Here is a 20,484-nt window from a genome sequence, read left to right as displayed (position 1 = left end):
CGGGTCTGTCGTCCGCGAATAGCTCCATCACCTCGCTGTCCGCCTCGACCTCGACCGGCCTGTCGTCCGCCAACAGCTCGATCACGTCGTTGTCCACCTCGACGTCGACCGGCATCAGCTCGCTGTCCACCGGCCTGAGCTCGACCGACAGCTCAGTGGCTTCGCTGTCGACCTCGACGTCGACCGGACTGTCCTCGGCGAACAGCTCCATCACGTCGCTGTCCACGTCGACGTCGACGGGTCTGTCGTCCGCGAACAGCTCGATCACGTCGTTGTCCACGTCGACCTCGACCGGTCTCTCGTCGGCGAATAGCTCCATCACCTCGCTGTCCACGTCGACCTCGACCGGCATCAGCTCGCTGTCCACCGGCCTCAGCTCGACCGATAGCTCGGTGGCTTCACTGTCGACCTCCACGTCGACTGGTCTGTCGTCCGCCAACAGCTCCATCACCTCACTGTCGACTTCCACGTCGACGGGCCTCTCGTCGGCCAACAGCACGATCACGTCGCTCTCGACCTCGACCTCGACCGGTATCAGCTCGCTGTCCACGGGCCTGAGCTCGACCAACAGCTCGGTGTCGTCGCTGTCGACTTCCACGTCGACGGGCTTGTCCTCGGCGAATAGCTCGATCACCTCGCTGTCGACCTCGACCTCGACTGGCATCAACTCGCTGTCCACCGGCCTCAGCTCGACCAACAGCTCGGTATCGTCGCTGTCGACTTCGACGTCGACGGGCCTGTCGTCCGCGAATAGCTCGATCACCTCCCTGTCCACGTCCACCTCGACCGGCATCAGCTCGCTGTCCACCGGCCTGAGCTCGACCGACAGCACGATCCTGTCGCTGTCCACCTCCACGTCGACCGGCATCGGCTCGCTGTCCACCGGCCTCTCGTCGACGAACAGCTCGGTGGCGTCGCTGTCCACGTCGACCTCGACCGCGATCAACGCCGCGAAGACGCACTACTACAGCGTCAACGACAACGGCACGCAGCAAAGCAACTACGCCAACGACGGCGCAACGGGCACCAACGCCCTCGCCGCCGGCGTGAACGCCAGCGCAGCAGGCACAAGCAGCGTCGCAGTCGGCGACGGCTCGAACGCGCAGTCGGCCGGCGCGGTCGCGATCGGCCAGAACGCATCGGCAACGGGCGGCAAGGCCGTGTCGATCGGCTCCGGCAACACCGCGAGCGGCGACGGCGCAGTCGCGATCGGCGACCCGAGCGTCGCGACGGGCACCGGCGCGGTAGCGATGGGCGCGAACGACACGGCAACCGGCAACGGCGCAGTGGCGCTCGGCAACGCGAACACCGCAAACGGCGCCAGCGCACTCGCACTCGGCAGCTCGAACCAGGCCACCGCGGACAACACGATCGCGCTGGGCAACCAGTCCACGGCCAGCGCCATCGGCGCACAAGCCTACGGCTCGGGTGCCAAGGCCACGGCCGCCGACGCGCTCGCTTTCGGCACGAACGCGCAAGCCAACGTCGCCAACTCGATCGCGCTCGGTGCAAACTCGGTCACGAGTGCCGCGAACCCGACGTCGAGCGCCACGATCGGCGGCGCCACGTACTTCTTCGCGGGCAGCTCGCCGGCAGGCGTGGTGAGCGTCGGCGCGCCGGGCCAGGAACGCCAGATCACGAACGTCGCCGCCGGCCGGATCTCGGCCAGCAGCACGGACGCGATCAACGGCAGCCAGCTCAACGCGACGAACCAGGCAATCACGAGCCTGTCCACGTCGACCGCGTCGAACATCTCGTCGCTGTCGACCGGCATCAACTCGCTGTCCACCGGCCTGAGCACCACGAACAGCAACGTGGCATCGCTGTCCACGTCGACCTCGACCGCGATCAACTCGCTGTCGACGGGCCTGAGCTCGACGAACAGCAACGTCAACTCGCTGTCGACGTCGACGTCGACCGGCATCGGTTCGCTGTCCACCGGCCTGAGCACGACGAACAGCACGGTCGCCTCGCTGTCGACCGGCGTGACGAACATCAACAACCAGTTGAACCAGCTGTCGACGACGATCAACAACAACACGACGCGCTCGCTCAATTCCAACGGCATCGCCGCCGACATGAACGGCACCGGCAGCGATCATCCGACCGTTACCGCCGGCTCGAACTCGGTGGCGATCGGCGCGAATTCGACGGACGGCGGCCGCTCGAACGTGGTGTCGGTCGGCAGCGACACGCAGCAGCGTCAGATCGTGAACGTCGCGCCCGGTACGCAAGGCACCGACGCGGTGAACGTGAACCAGCTGACGCAGGTGCAGACGACGCTGTCGACGGCACTGTCGGGCCAGCAGACGCAGATCAACTCGCTGGGTTCGCAACTGCAGCAGACCGACCAGATGGCGAAGCAGGGTATCGCGGCCGTCGGCGCGATGGCGTCGATCCCGCAACTCGATCGCGACGCCAACTTCGGCATGGGCGTCGGCACGTCGACCTTCCTCGGCCAGAAGGCGATGGCGGTCAACATGCAGGCCCGTATCACGGAGAACCTGAAAGCGTCGATCAACGGCGGCTTCAGCGGCGGTCAGAAGGTGATCGGCGCCGGCATGCTGTACCAGTGGAAGTAACACGTCGCGCCGCCAGGCCGCCCGGCTCGCCAGCCGGCCGGCCCGCGGCGGCCCCGACGGCAGGACGAGCCGGCCGCGCAGCCCGCGGCCGGCTTCTGTCAACCCAAGCTTTGAGGACGTAACCGTGAACAAACTCGCTCTTGCTCTTGCGCTCGCGCTTTCCGCAATGGCCCTCGCCGCGTGCTCGACCGCATCCGGCCCGACCTTCAGCGCCTCCGAACTGCAGCCGCGCGACGGCGTGCGCACGTTCCAGGTGGACTGCCACGGCCTGCTGTCCGGCCCGCAGACCTGCATGAAGGCCGCCCGCAAGATCTGCGGCGACCAGCTGGTGCGTGCCGTCGACTCGGCCCGCGCGCTGCGCGACAAATCCGATCCCGCGACGCTGGTCTTCCAGTGCGGCGCCGCGCCGGCCGAAGCGGCCTCGGCCGCCGAGCCGGCGCCTGCCACCGTCGAACACGTGAACCTGTCGGGCGACGCGCTGTTCGCAACCGACCACGCGACGCTCGCGCCGACCGCGCGCGAATCGCTCGACCGGCTGCTGAGCGAGCGCGCGGACCGCACGTACTCGCAGGTGACAGTCACCGGCTTTACGGATACGGTGGGCAGCGACGACTACAACCTCGCGCTGTCGAAGCGCCGCGCCGAGTCCGTCGCCGCGTACCTGAAAGCGCACGGGCTGAAGGCCGGCACGCTGACGGTCACGGGCCGCGGCAAGGCCGATCCGGTCGCATCCAACGCGACGGCCGAAGGCCGCGCCAGCAACCGCCGCGTCGAAATCACGCTGCAGCACTGAGCGAGCGACCGTCGCGCGCGGCGGCCGATCCGGCAGGCCGCCAGCGCCGCGCCGGACATCCGCCGATCAACGTGGGCGCCGCTGTACCGGCGCCCCGTTTCCGCTGACCGGCGGCTATGTCAAAGTTCGTCACGTGCCTCCACAAACCGGCGATTTCCGTGCCACAATCGCCGCAGACAGTCGCCGGGGCAGCCTGCCCGAATCGCGCGCCGTGCCAGGCGTGCCCGACGACACGCCGGAACCCGGCTGCCGCCCCCGCGAATCACGTCGCCCGATTCGCCTGCCGCGGCGCAACGGCGCGAATGCAACCATGACAATCCACGGTGCGCCGCTTCCAGGCCAGACGCTCGACGCCATGCCCGGACGCACGACGCCGCAGAGGAAACCAACCGGTGACGGACATCAATGAAGCCGCCGCGGGCGGCACCCGCAAGCAACGGCCGGCAGTCGGCATCTCGCTGTTTGCGCGGGACGGCCAGGCGATCTGGGAAAACGGCATTCACCAGAACATCGCGTTCCTCGCGATGATGCTCAAGCGCTCGGATCGCGTCGGCGCCGTCTATTTCCTGAACGGCGGCGACGCCAACGCACTGCCGGCCGGCCTCGAACTCGACGGCCTCGACATCCCGCTCGTGAAGCCCGCCGACGTCACGCACGAACTCGACGTCGTGATCGAAATGGGCGCGCAGTTGCCGGTCGAATGGCTCAGGCACATGAAGGCGCTCGGCAAGAAGATCGCCGCGTTCTTCTGCGGGCACGTGTATGCCGGCCTGTGCGAAACCCCGATCTTCGAAAAACCGTCGGGGCACATCTTCAACGGCGCGCCGTTCGACGAAGTGTGGCTGCTGCCGCAATACGACAAGACCGCGGCGCCGATGCTGCAGACCATCCTGCGCGCGCCGGTGCACCTGATGCCGCATATCTGGTCGCCGTACTTCCTCGATCGCCGCATCGCCGCGCTCGCCGCCGAAGGTGAAACGTTCGGCTATCGGCCCGGCCGCCGCCCGTGGCGCCTGGCGATGCTCGAGCCGAACATCTCGGTCGTCAAGTCCTGCCACTACCCGATGCTCGCGTGCGACGAGTTCTACCGCGCGCGGCCGGACGCGGTGCAACATATGTTCGTCGTCAACGCGATGCACATGAAGGAACATCCGACCTTCGTGCACTTCGCGAACAGCCTCGATCTCGTGCGCCAGCACAAGGCGACCTTCGAGCCGCGCATCGACCTGCCGGGCTTCATGGCGCGCCACGCGGATGCGGTCGTGTCGCATCACTGGGAAAACGGGCAGAACTACCTGTATTACGACGTGCTGCACGGCGGCTATCCGCTGCTCCACAACTCGACGCTGCTCGGCGACGCCGGCTATTACTACCCGGACTTCGACTCGGCCGCGGGCGGCCGCGCGCTGCTCGACGCGTGGCTGCATCACGACGAACGCCTCGACGACTATCGTGCGAAGGCCGGCCGGCTGCTGCAGTCGGTCTCGATCGACAACCCCGCGAACCTCGACGCGTTCGTCTCGCGTCTGGTCGCCTGAACCGGAGCATACGCATGTCGGACTCCAATGCCCGTCAAGCGCCCGGCGAGGGCAAGCGTCTCGTCGTCGGCGTGTCGCTGTTCGTGCGCGGCGCCGGCCAGTCGCTGTGGGAAAACGGCATCTTCCAGAACTGCCTGCTGCTGATCCTGCTGCTGCGCCAGTCGCCGCTCGTCGCGGAAGCGGTGATGGTGAACGGCGGCGAACAGGTCGCCGATCCGCAGATGATGCTCGGCGAATGGGACGTGCCGCTGCTGTCGATGGACGAAGCGCTGCAACGCTGCGACGTGCTGATCGAAATGAGCGCGCAGTTCGGCGCGGACTACCTGCGCGCGTTTCGCGAGCGCGGCGGCAAGGTCGTCACGATGCGGGTCGGCAACGACTACGTGATCGACATCGAACGCGCGATGTTCAACAAGCCGTCGGGATTCCTGTTCTCGGGCGCGCCGTACGACGCGGTGTGGACGATTCCCGAATTCGAGCGCTCGTGCCTGCACTATTACCAGACGGGCCTGCGCGCGCCGGTCACGATCGTCCCGCACATCTGGCACCCGATGCTGTTCGACAAGGCGCGCGCGACACTCGGCGCCGGCTTGTCGTACGGCTATCAGCCCGGCAAGCCGCGCTGGCGCGTGACGATGTTCGAGCCGAACATCTGCATGGTGAAGACGAGCATCATCCCGATGCTGGTCACGGAAGAGGCATACCGCGCCGATCCGAAATTCCTGGAGTTCGTGCGCGTGTGCAACACGATCCACATCAAGGAGCACGCCACGTTCGTCCACTTCGCGAAGAGTCTCGACATCGTCGAGCACGGCATCACGTCGTTCGAAAGCCGCTATGCGGTGTACGAGTTCATGGCCGCGTACGGCGATGCGGTGGTGTCGCACACGTGGGAAAACGCGCAGAACTACCTGTATTACGAGCTGCTGTACGGCGACTATCCGCTGATCCACAACTCGCCGTTCCTCGGCAAGGCCGGGTATTTCTATCCGGACTTCGACTGCCAGGCCGGCGGCCGCGCGCTGCTGCACGCGTTCGCCGAGCACGACGCGAATCTCGACGCGTACCGCGAGCAGTCGAAGCACGTGCTCGACTCGGTCAGCATCTATAACCCCGAGAACGTCGCCGCCTATACGGACGCGATCGCCACCCTCTATCACGACGCGTGACGCGCCGCCCTTTCCGGACCCCGACATGAACGCACGCACGCCCCTCAACCGCGCGAAATGGCTGATCGGCTGCGCCGTCGCTTCGATCGCGATCGGCGCGTACGCGCAATCGGCCGGCGAATCGGCCGACCCGTTGCTCCGCGATTCGAACGCGGTGTTCAATCAGCTCGACGCCGGCCAGTACGGCGCGGTGTGGAGCGATGCCGCCGCGTTCGTGAAGGCGCGCATCAAGCAGGACCAGTTCGCGGCGGACATGCAGCAGGCCCGCCAGTCGGTCGGTGCGGTCAGCCATCGCGGCTGGGCGCAGATCACGCGCATCCGCTACAAAGATGCATCGGCGATGCCCGATGGGCTCTACGCGAACGTCGACTATGCAACCACGCTGACGAGCGGCGCAACCGTGTACGAGAAGCTGAGCTTTCGCCTCGACGACGACGGCCGCTGGCACCTGACGGGCTACGTGCCGCGCCAGTCGCAAGGCGCAGTGCAGTAAGCCGCGCACCGCCCGCCTCACCGGAGCCGATATGAAACTCAATGTCGCGATAACGATGAACGTGCAGCGCGACGCGACGCAGTCGATCTGGTACAACGGCGCGAACCAGCATTGCGTGTACCTGTACATGCTGCTGAAGCAGTCGCCGCTGATCGGCGAGGTCTGGCTCGCGCACGACGACGGCGTCACCGGCTATCCGCAGGCGCTGATGATGGACGCGTTCGGCGACGCGCTGCGGCCGCTGTCGGCCGTCGTCCACCAGACCGACCTGCTGATCGAGATGAACGCGTTCGTCGACCCGTCGCACACGGATGCCGTGCGCCGGCGCCGCGGCAAGTGCGTGTCGTACCGCTTCGGCAACGACTACGTGATCGCGGTCGAGACGATCAACTTCGAGAAGAACGACTGGCGGCCGAACCCGCACCGCGTGCAGTTCGACGAGATCTGGACCAACCCGCAGCACATGCATACGTGCGCGGCGTATTTCCAGGCCGTGTATCGCGCGCCGGTGATCGAGCTGCCGCACATCTGGTCGCCGTATTTCATCGAGCGCAGCCTCGACGCGGACCCCGAACTGAAGGCCCGCTTCGGCTACCGGAACCACGGCCCGGCAAAGCGTATCGCGTTCTTCGAACCGAACCTGAACGTCGTGAAGAGTTCGATCGTGCCGATGCTCGCCGCGAACGCGTGCTACGTCGAGCACCCGGAGCTCGTCGAGCACGTGTACATGACCAACACGTTCGACAAGAAGGAGAACGTCGCCTTCAAGCATCTCGCGCTCGGGCTCGAGATGGTGCGCGACGGCAAGGCGACGGCCGACGTGCGCGCGCCGTTCGTCGCGTGGGCCGCGCATCACACCGACATCGTCGTGTCGCACCACTGGGAAAACGGCCTCAACTACCTGCTGTACGACGCGCTGTACGGCAACTACCCGCTCGTGCACAACTCGCCGTTCCTGCGCGACGTCGGCTACTACTATCCGGACTTCGAGATCTTCGACGCGGCGCGCGCGATCGCGACCGCCGCGCAGACGCACGACGCGCGGCTCGACGACTATGCGGCGGCCGCCCGCCGCTGCCTGCACCAGGTCGACACGCTCGCCGAACACAACGTCCGCGCATATTCCGCGCAGATCCAGCAGCTGTTCGCCGGCCGCGCGCTCGGCTGACCTCCTTCGCACGCGTTCCCGCCCATGAATCAGACCGTCCGCAATTTCGTCGTGATCGATTCGATCCACGGCCCGTTCGTCATCAACCGGCACTGCGCGCTGCAAGCAGAGGCGCTGATCAAGACCGGCCGGCCGCATATCCAGGCCGAGCTCGACACGATCCTGCAAGTGATCGACCAGTTGCCCGACGGCGCGATCGCGGTGGACGGCGGCGCGAATGCGGGGCTCGTGTGCGTGCCGATCGCGCACCGGCTGCACGCGCGCGGCGGCCGCGTGTACGCATTCGAGCCGCAGCGCACGCTGTTCCATGCGCTCGGCGGCACCGTCGCGCTCAACCAGCTCGACAATCTCCATCTGCTGAACATGGGACTCGCCAGCGCCAACGGCACGATGAAAGTGCCCGACATCGACTACGGGCAGGACGCCGACTTCGGTTCGGTGTCGCTCGTCGACGGCCAATCGGCGAGCGGCACGCCGACGCCGGTCGTCAGGCTCGATTCGCTCGGCCTGCCGCGGCTGGATTTCCTGAAGCTCGATATCGAAGGGATGGAGATCGACGCACTGCGCGGCGCGCGCCGGCTGATCGAGACGCATCTGCCGTGGTGCTGGATCGAATACTGGAAGGTCGGCGAGGCGCCGATCATCGATACGTTCGCCGGCCTCGACTACACGTTCTACCGGATCGACGGGCTGAACATGCTTTGCGTGCCGAACCCGCGCTGGGACCGGCAGCGGCTGTTCATCTCGGGCGAGCCGCTCGCCACCGCATCGGCGGCTGAAAGCAACGCGAATCATGCGACCGCCGGCGCCGCCGACGCCGAAGCGCCCGAAACGAACTGGAACCGCGCGCTCGACCACGAATCGCGCTGCGAGTGGGGCCATGCGATCGACCGCTGGCAACGCGCGCGCGGCCGCGGGCTCGACGACGATGCGATCGCGCTGCAGCTCGCGTCGTGCTACGGCTTCGCCGGCGCGCCCGACGCCGGGCTCGCGGCGCTCGACCGCTTCGGCGATCCGGCCGCGCTGCCCGACGCGGCGCGCGGGCGCATCGAACTGGCGCGCTCGGCGCTGCTGCTGCGCGCCGGCCGGCGCGAAGAAGCCGCCCGCGCCACCATCGCCAGCGAAAACGTGCTGACGGCCGCGCGGTTCGGGCTGCCGACCGAGCGGCTCTACCTGGGCCAGCCGCTGCAAGGCAAGCGGCTGCTCGTGCTCAGCTACGGCGGCGCCGGCGATCAGTTCCAGTACGCGCGCTACCTGCATGCGCTGGACGCGCTCGGCTGCGCGGGCGTGACCGTCGTCGTCCCCGATGCGCTGACGGGGCTGCTGCGCCATACGTTCCCGCGCATCGATTTCATCGGCGTGCACGGCGCATGGGCCGACACGCCGCAGATCGCGCACGACTACTGGTGTTCGTTCCTGATGCTTGCCGCCCGGTTCGGCTACACGCCGGCGCCGGAAGGCGCACCGGCCGCGTACCTGTCGTGCCCGCCCGCGCATGCGGCCGCGTGGCGCGAGCGCGTGTCGCGCGACGGCCACGCGCCCGGCACGCGCCGCATCGGGCTCAACTGGCGCGGCCGCGACGAAAGCGACGCGCGCTACCATCGCACGGCGAGCCTGCGTGATTTCGCACCGCTCGCACGGATGCAGGGCCACGCCGCGTACTGCATCAACCGCGACCTGTCCGCGCAGTCCGAGCAATCGGACCTGCCGGTCACGTTCCCGCATCACGCGATCGGCGATTTCAGCGATCTCGCGGCGTTGATGCTCGCGATGGACGCCATCGTGACCACCTGCACCGCGCACATCCACCTCGCCGGCACGCTCGGCGTACCAGCCGTGCTGCTGCTCAGCCCGAAGGCCGATGCGCGCTGGGAAACCGGCTCACGCACCGCGCTCTACCCCGGCATCCGGATCGTGCGCGCCGCGCACGTCGGCCAATGGGACGACGCGATCGACCGCGCGATGGCGCTGGTGCTTGGCGGTTTCGGGAAGGATTGATCGATTGGCCGTGCGTCCGGGCCTCCGGGCCACCGCGCCTGCACGATGACGAAGCCGGCCGCATGCCGGACCGCGCGCGCACCGGATGCGCCAGGGCCTGTCCACGCGAATGATTTTTCCAAACAGGGGAACGTGACCTACACCAGCACCCGAGCGCCGCTGTGCGCGGCGAATGCGCGGCCATGCCGCCGCCCCGTGCGCGCAAGCACGGCGAAGCAACGAGCCGCCGGCCGGCTTGCGCCGCCGGTTTGCTTCACGAGGCTGTCGGATACGCCGCGCGCGATTGCCGAATCGTCGCCGCACGCGCCCGCGATGACGCCTGCGTAATAGTGCCGCGCCGCCAGCTCGCGGCCGTTGGCGTCGAGCGGCGTCATCCGCTGAATGCGGCGCGCGACGGCCTTCAGGCCGTCGAGATACGGCGCGACGTCGATCGGCATATCGGTCGGTTCGGCGCCCAGTTGCCGCAGCATGTCGGCCAGCTCGGCGATCGCGACCAAGTCGCGCGCATCGGCCGCCTGCGTGCCCGTTCCGCGTCCGGTCTTCGTCTCCGCCATGCCCACGCCCCTTTGCGATTCGTCCCGGCCACGCGCCGGACCCGCCCGACTCCGGCGCGCATCACGCACGCCACCCGCCTGTTCCCGCGCCGTTACGCGGCGGCCGGCGACCTCAATGAAAAGCGGATGCCCTGCGCCCATGCGACGCCGGCATCCACGATGATCTGCCGGTCGAGCTCGTTCTCCACGCCTTCGACGACGACGTGCCGCGCGCCTTCATGCGCGAACGCGATCAGCCTGCGGAACTGGTAGCGCCCGACCGCATTGCGCTTGATCATCGACAGGACCGACCGGTCGAGCTTCACGATGTCGGGATTGCCGACCACCAGATTGTTCAAAGCACTGAAGCCGACGCCGAAATCGTCGATCGCGATCCGGCATCCGGCCTGCCGGAAGCGGTTCACGAACGACCGGCCCGCGACGGGGTTCAGCGGCCCCGTCTCCGTGATCTCGACCACCAGCCGCGCCGCAACCGACGGCTCGCGCTCGAGCCGCCTGAAAATGGCCAGCCACGCGTTGTCTACGACCGCGCTCGCCGCCGCGACGTTGCAACCGAAGACGGCGCCCGGATCGGCGCGCAGCCCGTCGATCGTCCGGCTCACCACGAGCCGGTCGAACCAGCACATCAGCCCGAGCGACTCGAGGCGCGGCAGGAACGCGGCCGGCGACAACGCGTCGCGCTCGCCCCAGCGCAACCGCGCCAGGCACTCCTGGTACAGCACGCCGCCCGACAGGTCGGATCGGCACACCGGCTCGTGAGCGAACCCGAGCCGGCTTTCCACAAAACTGCGTACCGACGCGAGGTCGGGATGATCGTCGGGGGCGCCGAACACGCGATCGATTTCGTCACGATTCGCTTCCCGATTCGCCTCCAGGCGAGCTTCGACCGCATTCATCCGGCGCTCCGGCAAATGGCGAGCCGCCGAAGACGGCTCGACCTCAACAAACATGCGGAGCGAACCGACCATGACGCGCTCCGCCGCCTACCCGGCCCATTCTGTTATGTCGATCTTTTCCGGGAGCGTACTTATCGCTTCGGCGCGCCGTCAAATTCGATATTGTCAACGATATTCAATTACCGGGAATACACCATGTACGCACGACACCGACAGTGCGACAGGTTACACAACACGAATTACGGAACCCCGATCCAGAAGTCGCTTGTCTTTTTCGCCCGAACGAATTTGTCCGAATCGATTTTCCGGCGACATGCCAACCCCATGAATCGGGATTTTTTCAATTGATAGGATAAATGCCCGCCCGTGAAGCGCCGTCCGCATTCGATGCCAAGCTCGCCGCCGTGGCCGGCTGCCCGGGCTTACCGTCCGTTGAAAACCTGCCGCTGCGCCATTCGATCATCGCAGCATTCAATTTTCACGCTTCGAACGATATTGTTGAATTTCAAAGCGGAATCAACCAGCCTTGAATCAATAATATCAAGTTTAATTATATGATGATTATAGATTGAACCAAGTTTAACAATCTTTCCAATTCGTTAACCTATAAACTTGTTTCCGACGGACTTCCCTCGGAGCCGTCAAATTCGTGCCTTCAAAAACCGTCGACCCGAACGGGTTCGACGGTTTCTTTTTTTAACGGCATTCTTTCTTCAGATATTATGGCGGGGCAACCCCGATGGCGGCCCGCGGCGCAGCGGGAGTGCGTCGCGGGAAAACGGGCTTATGCGGCCGTCGCGCCGACCAGGTTCGCGAGCAGCGCGTCGTATTCGGCGACGAGTGCGGGATTCGCCGACGTATAGCGGCCGAGGATGTCGCGCTGGCGCCGCGTGTACGCTTCCCAGTCGTCGTCATGCGTATGCAGCGCGCGCAGCAGCGCGTCGGCGCCCTGCTGCACGTCGTTGTCCGGATAGTAGTAGCCGAGATCGGGCGCGAGGCTCGCGTTGTGCACGAGCGGATAGCCCTGCCAGCACACGTCGAAATAGAAATAGTTGAGCGGGTTCGACCATTGATGCGACACGACGATATCGGTCATGTCGGCCAGGAACAGCGGCGTATCGAAGCGCCCGACGAAGCTCGCCTTGCCTGCGCGCACGATGTCCAGGTAATTCATCAGCATCACGAACTCGGGGCTGTCGTGCGCGAGGCGATCGGCGTTCGTCACGTGCGTGAAGCAGATCGCATCGGGATCGCGGCGAAACGCCTCGTCGATGATCAGCATCGGATACACGCAGAACTTCACGACGTTGTGGTTCGGCTCCATCACCGTCAACCGCTTGGCCGGTTCGCCGCGCGGCCGGTATTCGCCGTGCTCCGGCAGCGATTGCGCGCGTGCGCTCAGGAACATCGGATCCCACACGAACGGCACGACGCGCCCCGGGCAGCGGCGCAGCGACTGCAGGAACGGCAGCGACGACGGCGCGATCTGCGGGATCGCCCACACCTCGTCGAAGCCGCGGTTGATGAACAGCGAATCCCACAGCCGGCGGCCGAACAGCATCGACTCCATCGCGTTGATGTACTCGACACCGCAGCAGTAGCTGACGAGCTTCGCGCCGCGCGCTTTCAGGCAGGCCGTCTGCTCGCCGTCGATCTGCCCGCCGAGCTCGATCACCACGTCGAGCGAATCCTTCATGTCGGCGAACGCGCGCGTGTCGTACACGGCGCGATCCCACGGCAGCGCGTCGGTGAGCGGCACGTCGGTCGTGTTGACCAGCGTCACACGGTAGCCGTGCGGCGACGCCATCAGCAGCTTCGCGAGAAACAGCGCGTTCTGCTTGATGCCGTTGATCCACAGGCTTTCGTCGGGGGCACGCAAACCGATCGTGATACCGATGCGCAGGCCGTTCAGGACAGGAGACGTCATCGTCGACGGGATGGGAGGTTGGATGGAAATGGAATGAACGCAGTGTAGCGCGCGAAGCGCCGCCCGCGTCAAGCGGCGGCAACCGGGCATTCTAGAGAATCGCCGGCGGGAACACTGTCATGGATGGTTAGCACCGGGCTGGTGCACGCAATTTGCACTGCCCACTGGTTTCCGCTGGCGAGTCGACCGCCATCGGAAATTCCGTCGCCGACGATCAAGTTCCCGAAACGGCACCTCGCTCACGGCGCCAACTCCATCCGATTGCCCGTCACGATCAGCTTGACGGGATCAGTCTTCTTCCATTGCGATTTCGGAATCACCAGTTGCCACTCGGCACCCGCTTGATCGCGAAAGAATCCCGCAACACCGACAACTTGCGCATCATCCGCCATGGGCGCAGACAGCTTCACCGTGGCGTCAGGTCCGAGCGTGGTTTCCATACTGCCGAGCAAATCGGCCTTCAGTAAGGCTCTATCGTCATCGAGCAGTTGGGCGTAACCCGCTTTTTCGAAGACCATCGCGTCCTTCAACTGGTAGACGCGCACCACAACCGGTAACGATTGGCCTCGCTCGTTTTCGTTGAGGGCGGAACGGCTCTCGATCGCCAGATTCATCTGCTTGACCTTCGCGATGAATACCGCGCGCGTCGTATCGACCGTCGTATCCTTCACCGACTGCCACATGCCGCAGCCAGACATCGACGCGACCGTCAGCGCACCGACCGCTATCAGTCGAATGCTTCGCATCATCCGATGTGTTCCCGGTATCACAACCAGTCTCCCGTCTTGCCCATGCACGGATAGCGCCGGATCGGGCCGCCCACGCCTTCGTACAGAACGAGCCGCACCGCAAAGTGGCAACACGCGTAGCGGCCTGCGAAGCGGCTGAGTACGTCGCCGAACAGCGCGACGTCGCCCGGTCCCGCGAAACCCGACGGCTCGATACCCACGTTCACATTCACGATGCGATCGACGCGCGCCCCCACCAGTTCCGTTTCCTCGTCGAGCCACACGTAATGGATCGCCTCGATACGTCGCCGGTTATCGTCCTGTCGCGTCCAGTCGTACAACGACAGCGCGCCGCGCAGCACCTTCGCGTCCATCATGTTCAGTTCGCTCGCACCGGCCGCATTGAAGTGAGAGATCACCTGCCAGCCATAGTCGCCACCGCGCGGGGGATACAGCGGCATCGTCGGGGCCGTCACGTTGCGTACGCGCTCGACACCGTTAAAGGTCGAAGCAGGCGTGGTAATCATCGATTCACGCAGCGCCATGCGCGGCAACCGGCCATTGTTTGCCAGCACTCGGACCGCCACATGCCGGTCCGGAAAGCTGCCCGGTTCATCCCATAGATGCCCCCCTAACGTCACGACCATCTCGCGCTGGCCGGTCACGCCCTGCCGAATCGACGCGTGGTAGTAGCGATCCGGCGACTCGTGCCGCATCATTCCGCCGCGGTGACGGAATTCCTTGGTCGACTGATACGCGTATCGATTGGCGGTGCGCGGATCGGTCGCCACGACCGACAGCGCGTCGTAGGGCTCGACGTGCTCGCCGGCTGACGCGGGAGGAAACACCGGATAGTCGCGATCGTGTCCGTTGGGTCGAATTGCCTGCGCGTCCAGCTCGAACAGGTTGATCACCGGCGTGCAGAACAACCGGATATTGTCCGCGCCGAACGTGGCGTCACCGGGTAGCCGATCCCGGATCACGATTTCGAATTCGACACGCGTTTCCCCCGGCGGCACGCTCGCCGCGTCGAAACCGCACAAGTCGACGAAGTGGAACTTCTCGGGGAACGCGAAATATTCGAGCATCGTCTGCTCGCAATCGAGATCGGCGTCGCGTGCGTCGTGATCGACCGGCCACAGTCGCGCCTGTGCGCCAAAGCCAGCCGCCTCGAACCTCATCGCCTGACGCGGCTGTAGCTGACCGTCGAGTATGCGCGGCATGCGCACGCCGATCGACTCGACCTGGCGCGTGAACACCGCGTACAGCGCGGATGCAGTCGGCCGGTCGCCATGCAGGTAAAGCCGGATACGCGACAGGTCATCCAGCAACCGCTGCTCGCGGTGCAGCAGGTCGAACGCGAGCCGAATCACCGTGCGACCGTCCTCGCGCATGCATGCGCCCGCCTCGCGCACGTTGAGCGGCAACAGGCTTACCGCCTGAGTGGTTCGATAAACGCATATCGTCCCGTCCCGGCCGACCGGTGTCGAACGCACCTGCAACCCTGACGGCAACGTATCGAGAATCCGCGCCTCGCCGATGCGGGGCACGCATTCGAGGATCGCCAGCGACGGAATCGTGCGACCTGCATGCGGCCACAGGTGGTCGATCAGCGGATCGGTGATTTCCGGAAACGCGTCGTCGAGCTTCATGCGCAGCCGGCCCGTGAGGAAAGCGAAGCCCTCGTAAGTCTGCTCGACACTGTCGTGGCGCGCGCCGGGCATCATCGTCATTCCCACACGGCGGGCGCCTTGCGGGTGGTTCTTCGCGAATTCCCGCCCTGCTTCGCGCAGATAGCGCATTTCGGCGTCGAAGTAACGCAGGTACGGATCGTCCTCCGCGTCGAAGCTGCCCCCTTCGGGCATCAACCGTTTGTTTTTGTCTTCACTCATGGCTCGAGATCCGGTGGCAGCGGCGGCAGGAGCGACATGGTGGACACGACACCCGTCTTGCCAACGATGAAAATGCGATCAGGCATTCTGAATCCGCGCAGTTTCAGCAGGTCGATCGGCCCGGCTCCGACCTGTGCGCGCAGCACGTACGAAAGCGGCTCGCCGTTCCCGGTGTTCCACGTAAGCCGATAGCGCGTGCTGTCAAGCTGCTTGACGTCCGCCTTGCTCAGCAGACGCAGGAACGCCCAATCGCCGGTCGAATCGAACGCCTGCCGCAGGCCCGCGTCGAGCGTCTGCCACGTGAGCCCCGCATGTCCGTTCAGGCCATTGCCCGGCCACGCCAGCGGCGTCCAGCGCTCCTGCTGATTGAAATAGACGATCTGCTTGCCGTCGACCGACAGTTCCGAGCGCGTTACCTTCGGCGTCGGCAGCGCCATCATTTCGAATTTCTCTCCTGCGTCGCCCTGCAAGTAGAGCTGCGCGCCGACCGTCGACAACTGCCGGACGGCGCTCAGGAATTTCGGATCGAACTGCAGCGCCTGCGGCGCAAACTCGTTCGGCTTCCAGTGATCGCCCTCCAGCTTCATCACGCCGGCCAGTTGTGTAGTGACGAAACGCGAAATCAATCCGGTATCGGGCCGCGCATAGCGGCCAAGCTCGGCGAAGGACGCATCGGCCTGCGTATCGAAGAACGGATAGCGGCCGCTAATCGCCGCGTTGAAGGGCGCGGCAACACTGGCTCGCCATGCGTCGTTCAAGCTCGCTGCGGCCGGTTGCAGGATCGTCTGCCACGCGGACTCGAGCGGCTGCTTAAACACTGCGTCGCCAAAGCCCGCCCACGCCGTTCCGAGGCTTGCGGCCGTCAGCGCCGCGTCATCGCGCGCCAGCGACAACTCCGACAACTTCCCCTGGAACACCGCCTGCGCAAGCGAACGAGCCATCGCCTGCGCATCGGGACTGCCGGAAATCTGCTGCAACTTCAGCCGCATCGTCGTGACTGCCGTCAGGTAGCGCGACAGGCTCACGCCGGTCAGCGCGATACTGGCCGGCGCAGCGCTCTTCCCATGTGCAGCGGCAGGCGACGCGCCCGTGTCGCCCAACAGCACGAGCAGCGGACCAAACGGCTTGTCGAGCGGGTTGACGACGGCCGCCTCCGCCTGCACGTCCGTGCCGATCAGGTCTTGCGCCTTGCGCACCAGCGTGTCGGCCAGCGCCTGCGACGGGCGACCCGCGTGCGCCTGATATTGCACGGATTTCATCAACGCGATCAAAGGAGAGGTCTGTGCGTCCGCGAGTCGGGAAAGCTGTTCGACAGCGCCGTCGAGATTGGATGCCGGCTGCCACTGCATACTGTTGAGCATGCGCTGCCAAGCGGCCGTGTACTCGCCAAAATAGCGCGCCGTCAGCCGCTGCTTCAGTTCCTCGGCTGCGCGCTTCTCGTCAACGATCGCGGTGGTTTTCGTCTGCGACGCCTGCGAACCGGACAACACCCAGTCACTGCTCACCCGGCGCTCGCGGGATGCGTTGTCGATCGCCGTGGCGATCATCCCGTCCCATGCCGCGCGTGTATAGATTCCCGGGACAGCCTGCGACGCCGTGAACATCCCGGAGGCATCGGCACCATTCAAAAGGGTCTCGAGCGACGCGTCGGCGTATTTGTTCTTAACGTCGTCCAGAATACTTTGATACACCGTGTCGTCGGCCGATGCGAGTCCCATTTGGGTAATCAGCATGTTACGAGTCGAGGTCACAACACCGTCGTCCATCGCAATCCGCCATTCGGGATGCGCTTTGAGGTGATCGGCGTAAAACGCCGCGAGCCGCCGGCCGGTATCGTCGCGCTCGCCTAGCGGCATCTCGACGGGTCGCGACCACAACGCGACCAGCAAGCGCTTTAGAAACGCCGGCTCGGCGCGCGACGGATCGCCGAGCATCAGGTAAGTCTTGAGCGCATTGTAGGTACTGCTGCGTATATCCTGCGATTGAAGGCTGTCCGCACGCGCCTGGTCTGCGGCTTTCAGCAGTCCGTCGATCGCTTGCACGACGGGTATCTGCAAGTTACGGGTCGCCGCGATTCGGTACGGTTGCCAGAGACCATCCAGGATATCGTCATTGCGCGACAGGCCCGCGCGCAGGTACCACGGTGCGCCATGCTGCTGCCGGTATTCAAGCTTTTCCATCAACTGCTGTAGCGCGAGCTGCCTGCGCCAGGCAACTGCCGTCTGTGGCGGGGCGCCGACGGCAGCGTTCGCCGTCACCCGCGCCTCGCGCATGAGTTGCCGGTTGCCGATGAACGATGCGGACATCCATACGCACCATGCCATCGCGGCAAGGGTCGCGCACGTCGCCAGCGCGTTGGCCCAGTAGAACCCCACGCGCCGACCGTTGCATCGCCGAGTGGCGATTTCGAGCCACGTCGGCAACAACGCGGGGGGCTGCGTCGGGCACTCGACCGTTCCGTTGGGAACAATTGCAGCATTTGGCACCGCGCTCCCGCCCTCGGCGACCGGCGCAGGCGTCGGCATGGGTATCGTCGTTGCGAATGCGGGCGCGAACATCACACCCGCCAACGGCGCTCGGAGCCAGTGCGAAGCAAGCAGCGCGTGCCAGTTCGTGACGATATGTTCGCGCTGTTCGCCGATGTATCGCGAGATTTCGGCGAGATAGGTGACGTGCGCGGAAGTGGCACACAGCCGCACGCCAGCATCCGCCGTGCCACGCTCGATGGCAGCAAGCTGGTCGTGTACAGCTATCGCCGCCGGCGCCTCCTTGCACGCCGGCCCTGGAAATGCCCCGATCGCCTCGAACGTCTCGGGGCTCCCGCCCTGCGCGGGCACCGCATGCAGGAAGGTAACGGGCGCGGCCCAACCAAGATCGCTCGCAAATGCGGCGAGCGCACGCGGCAGCTCAGTGTCGCGCTCGTCCACATTCGTGACCACCACAACGCTATCGATCGGCCGCCGACGCCGCAGCTTCCGGATTTGACGGCGCCACTCGCTCGCGTCGATGCCGTCCGGTGCCACGTGTACGAGGATCGCGTTGCCGACTGACATCGCACCCGCGCGCTTGAGGCCCGGCGCGACTTTGTCGATCAACGCGTCCGTCCCGCTCACCAGCAGCCACGGTGATCGGTATCGCCAGCGCCGGCCCTGCGACGCACGTAGGTCATCGACCATACGTTGCAGACGTACGTCGCGTTTGAGCGGTGTCTGCGCCTCCGCCGTGTCGCCGGTCTCCTTGCGAAACATCCGTCCAGCGACGGCGTATGCACCGATGAAAAACAGACAAAGGTGAGTAGCGGTGAAGATAACCAGAGCGATGACGATGATCACCACCACCTGCATACGCGCCACACCGGGGGCGAGATCGAACAGGTCGCCCCGGCCCCACACGAGGCCGATCGCGAATGCGGCGACGATCAGCGCCGCAACAATCGTCCCCCAGAGCGTGATGCGTCCAGAGGGCGGAGACTGCGCAGCGGGAGCAGAGTCAAGCGGTCGCAAGGTCAGTTTCGGATCGGTCATGCTGAGCGTGTCCAGGCAACGAAGGTTCGTTCCCGCATGCACCGGGAAGAACGTGAACAATGGCAGACTGCACGCCATCGATGATCAGTTGCGGCGTGTCCGCCGCACCATAGTCGGTAGCGGCTGCAACGGACAGCCAGCCGCTGGCGCTGCCAAAATCGCCGACGATGTAGGTGAGATCGCATTGGGCGTCGCTATTCGCAACCGCATCCAGGTTCGCGATGCGCAGCCCTTGATTGCAGCGTTTGACGGGGCGCGTGACCCATGCTCGCGTCACGGCAGCGAAATCCGCCTTACCCCAAATCACGGCATTCGCGAATCCGTACTCGATCTCGTCGGTCTTGCCCTCGACGGGCCGATGTAGGGTTCCCATCACGGGCACACCTTCGGGTAGACGGTAGAAGCCGGCATCGAGCAGCATCGCGACACATCCCTCCGTGCTGCCGGCCGGAGGCTGTTCTTCGTGCCATGCCGTTGCAATCACGAGCAGCGGGCATGCGTCGCCAGCGTCGAGCCATGCGTCAGCCACCTGCAGTCCGTGCGAAGCTGGTACCGCCAACACGATAAGCGGTGATAAACCGGCCAATTGCAACGCGTCACGCACTTCCTGTTCACGCAAAACTTCGGCGCCGGGTTCGGCCAGCACGCGCACCGTTGGCCAGTAAGCCGATTCATATTGCGTGAGCGCGTGGAGACTCGCAATGAGCGGTTCAAGCGCTTCGGCAATCCTGAGCGCAAGCTGAGTAACGGGTTGCTTTGGAGCCGCATCCTTTACGGCACCGGCCCCGCTCTCCTCAGCCGGATCGGCCACGCCGGGTTCGTCGAATGTTTCCGGAGGATCGTCAAAGCGGCAATGCTCGATGACACCCGAGCCCGAGCGGGGCTGCTGCTGCCGCGGCAGACGCGCGCCAGCACGGATCGCCTGTGCAAGCGTCTGGTCGTTCAAAGGCAAGCAGTAACCGACGCCAAGCACCCGAAGCGGCTGCTGCGCAATACGGATGCGCTCCGCCAGCCATCGGTCGCGATGGAGGTTGCGGTGATATGCGCGATACCACATGGCCTCGTAACGAGCGCGCTCGATCGTGAAGAGCAAGCCGAAAAGACCGTTCGGGACACCGACGACACAGAACCAAAACCAAGGGCCGCCCGCGCGTTCACCCTTCGGCCATATCAGCAGGACAACGGCCACGCCTGCCATTGCGCAGGCCAGCCAGATACAGAA

The 20,484-nt window shown here is 65.5% G+C and carries 15 protein-coding genes; 8 read left to right on the top strand and 7 right to left on the bottom strand.

Features of this window, described 5'->3' with window-relative positions:
• The 7 genes from OEJ37_RS26970 to OEJ37_RS26940 all read left to right on the top strand — a co-directional run.
• On the top strand, nucleotides 1-2,582 hold a 2,582-nt coding region (locus tag OEJ37_RS26970; protein WP_263347259.1), incomplete at its 5' end, for a YadA family autotransporter adhesin.
• Between the two features lie 124 nt (nucleotides 2,583-2,706).
• The gene (locus tag OEJ37_RS26965; protein ID WP_263347257.1) at nucleotides 2,707-3,375 is read left to right on the top strand and encodes an OmpA family protein; all 669 of its coding nucleotides are present in this window, start codon (nucleotides 2,707-2,709) and stop codon (nucleotides 3,373-3,375) included.
• Nucleotides 3,376-3,767: 392 nt separating this feature from the next.
• Nucleotides 3,768-4,913, top strand: coding sequence for a DUF2827 domain-containing protein (locus OEJ37_RS26960; protein ID WP_263347255.1), 1,146 nt, complete (start codon nucleotides 3,768-3,770; stop codon nucleotides 4,911-4,913).
• 14 nt (nucleotides 4,914-4,927) lie between these two features.
• Complete coding sequence (locus OEJ37_RS26955; protein WP_263347252.1) at nucleotides 4,928-6,082, top strand: DUF2827 domain-containing protein; 1,155 nt, start codon at nucleotides 4,928-4,930, stop codon at nucleotides 6,080-6,082.
• Between the two features lie 25 nt (nucleotides 6,083-6,107).
• Nucleotides 6,108-6,575, top strand: coding sequence for a DUF4019 domain-containing protein (locus OEJ37_RS26950; protein WP_263347250.1), 468 nt, complete (start codon nucleotides 6,108-6,110; stop codon nucleotides 6,573-6,575).
• Between the two features lie 31 nt (nucleotides 6,576-6,606).
• Nucleotides 6,607-7,743, top strand: coding sequence for a DUF2827 domain-containing protein (locus OEJ37_RS26945; RefSeq protein WP_263347247.1), 1,137 nt, complete (start codon nucleotides 6,607-6,609; stop codon nucleotides 7,741-7,743).
• Between the two features lie 24 nt (nucleotides 7,744-7,767).
• Complete coding sequence (locus tag OEJ37_RS26940; protein ID WP_263347245.1) at nucleotides 7,768-9,741, top strand: FkbM family methyltransferase; 1,974 nt, start codon at nucleotides 7,768-7,770, stop codon at nucleotides 9,739-9,741.
• Between the two features lie 137 nt (nucleotides 9,742-9,878).
• Here the strand turns inward: OEJ37_RS26940 and OEJ37_RS26935 are convergent, their stop codons facing one another.
• Both OEJ37_RS26935 and OEJ37_RS26930 read right to left on the bottom strand, forming a co-directional pair.
• On the bottom strand, nucleotides 9,879-10,295 hold the full coding sequence (locus OEJ37_RS26935) for a hypothetical protein (protein WP_263347265.1): 417 nt from the start codon (nucleotides 10,293-10,295) through the stop codon (nucleotides 9,879-9,881).
• Between the two features lie 92 nt (nucleotides 10,296-10,387).
• Nucleotides 10,388-11,191, bottom strand: coding sequence for an EAL domain-containing protein (locus OEJ37_RS26930; protein WP_263347243.1), 804 nt, complete (start codon nucleotides 11,189-11,191; stop codon nucleotides 10,388-10,390).
• 356 nt (nucleotides 11,192-11,547) lie between these two features.
• Between OEJ37_RS26930 and OEJ37_RS26925 the strand changes: the two genes are divergently transcribed.
• A complete protein-coding gene (locus OEJ37_RS26925; protein WP_263347241.1) occupies nucleotides 11,548-11,721 on the top strand; it encodes a hypothetical protein in 174 nt (57 codons plus the stop codon).
• A 254-nt stretch (nucleotides 11,722-11,975) separates the two neighbouring features.
• Here OEJ37_RS26925 and OEJ37_RS26920 read toward each other — a convergent pair whose 3' ends face one another.
• The 5 genes from OEJ37_RS26920 to OEJ37_RS26900 form a co-directional block, all read right to left on the bottom strand.
• Nucleotides 11,976-13,118, bottom strand: coding sequence for a DUF2827 domain-containing protein (locus tag OEJ37_RS26920; protein ID WP_263347237.1), 1,143 nt, complete (start codon nucleotides 13,116-13,118; stop codon nucleotides 11,976-11,978).
• Between the two features lie 239 nt (nucleotides 13,119-13,357).
• The gene (gene tssJ / locus OEJ37_RS26915) at nucleotides 13,358-13,867 is read right to left on the bottom strand and encodes a type VI secretion system lipoprotein TssJ (RefSeq protein WP_263347235.1); all 510 of its coding nucleotides are present in this window, start codon (nucleotides 13,865-13,867) and stop codon (nucleotides 13,358-13,360) included.
• A gap of 17 nt (nucleotides 13,868-13,884) precedes the next feature.
• The gene (gene tssF, locus OEJ37_RS26910) at nucleotides 13,885-15,738 is read right to left on the bottom strand and encodes a type VI secretion system baseplate subunit TssF (protein WP_263347233.1); all 1,854 of its coding nucleotides are present in this window, start codon (nucleotides 15,736-15,738) and stop codon (nucleotides 13,885-13,887) included.
• Complete coding sequence (locus tag OEJ37_RS26905; RefSeq protein ID WP_263347231.1) at nucleotides 15,735-19,262, bottom strand: ImcF-related family protein; 3,528 nt, start codon at nucleotides 19,260-19,262, stop codon at nucleotides 15,735-15,737. Before OEJ37_RS26905 ends, tssF begins: the two co-directional genes overlap by 4 nt.
• Entirely contained in the window at nucleotides 19,228-20,460 is a 1,233-nt protein-coding gene (locus tag OEJ37_RS26900; protein ID WP_263347230.1) for a hypothetical protein, read from the bottom strand. The genes OEJ37_RS26905 and OEJ37_RS26900 overlap by 35 nt, the downstream gene beginning before the upstream one ends.
• Nucleotides 20,461-20,484 lie beyond the last annotated feature (24 nt).

The sequence above is a fragment of the Burkholderia sp. BKH01 genome (assembly GCF_025685725.1).
Taxonomy (GTDB): domain Bacteria; phylum Pseudomonadota; class Gammaproteobacteria; order Burkholderiales; family Burkholderiaceae; genus Burkholderia; species Burkholderia pyrrocinia_C.
Note: the sequence above shows the minus strand (reverse complement) of the source record. Positions and strands in the feature narration are given on the sequence as shown.

What these genes read in the sequence shown, in the direction of transcription:
- OEJ37_RS26920 (WP_263347237.1), bottom strand. Translation starts at nt 13,118, where the DNA reads ATGACGTCTCCTGTCCTGAACGGCCTGCGCATCGGTATCACGATCGGT.
- OEJ37_RS26945 (WP_263347247.1), top strand. Translation starts at nt 6,607, where the DNA reads ATGAAACTCAATGTCGCGATAACGATGAACGTGCAGCGCGACGCGACG.
- OEJ37_RS26900 (WP_263347230.1), bottom strand. Translation starts at nt 20,460, where the DNA reads ATGGCAGGCGTGGCCGTTGTCCTGCTGATATGGCCGAAGGGTGAACGC.
- OEJ37_RS26925 (WP_263347241.1), top strand. Translation starts at nt 11,548, where the DNA reads ATGCCCGCCCGTGAAGCGCCGTCCGCATTCGATGCCAAGCTCGCCGCC.
- OEJ37_RS26955 (WP_263347252.1), top strand. Translation starts at nt 4,928, where the DNA reads ATGTCGGACTCCAATGCCCGTCAAGCGCCCGGCGAGGGCAAGCGTCTC.
- OEJ37_RS26940 (WP_263347245.1), top strand. Translation starts at nt 7,768, where the DNA reads ATGAATCAGACCGTCCGCAATTTCGTCGTGATCGATTCGATCCACGGC.
- OEJ37_RS26930 (WP_263347243.1), bottom strand. Translation starts at nt 11,191, where the DNA reads ATGAATGCGGTCGAAGCTCGCCTGGAGGCGAATCGGGAAGCGAATCGT.
- tssJ (WP_263347235.1), bottom strand. Translation starts at nt 13,867, where the DNA reads ATGATGCGAAGCATTCGACTGATAGCGGTCGGTGCGCTGACGGTCGCG.
- tssF (WP_263347233.1), bottom strand. Translation starts at nt 15,738, where the DNA reads ATGAGTGAAGACAAAAACAAACGGTTGATGCCCGAAGGGGGCAGCTTC.
- OEJ37_RS26905 (WP_263347231.1), bottom strand. Translation starts at nt 19,262, where the DNA reads ATGACCGATCCGAAACTGACCTTGCGACCGCTTGACTCTGCTCCCGCT.
- OEJ37_RS26950 (WP_263347250.1), top strand. Translation starts at nt 6,108, where the DNA reads ATGAACGCACGCACGCCCCTCAACCGCGCGAAATGGCTGATCGGCTGC.
- OEJ37_RS26935 (WP_263347265.1), bottom strand. Translation starts at nt 10,295, where the DNA reads ATGGCGGAGACGAAGACCGGACGCGGAACGGGCACGCAGGCGGCCGAT.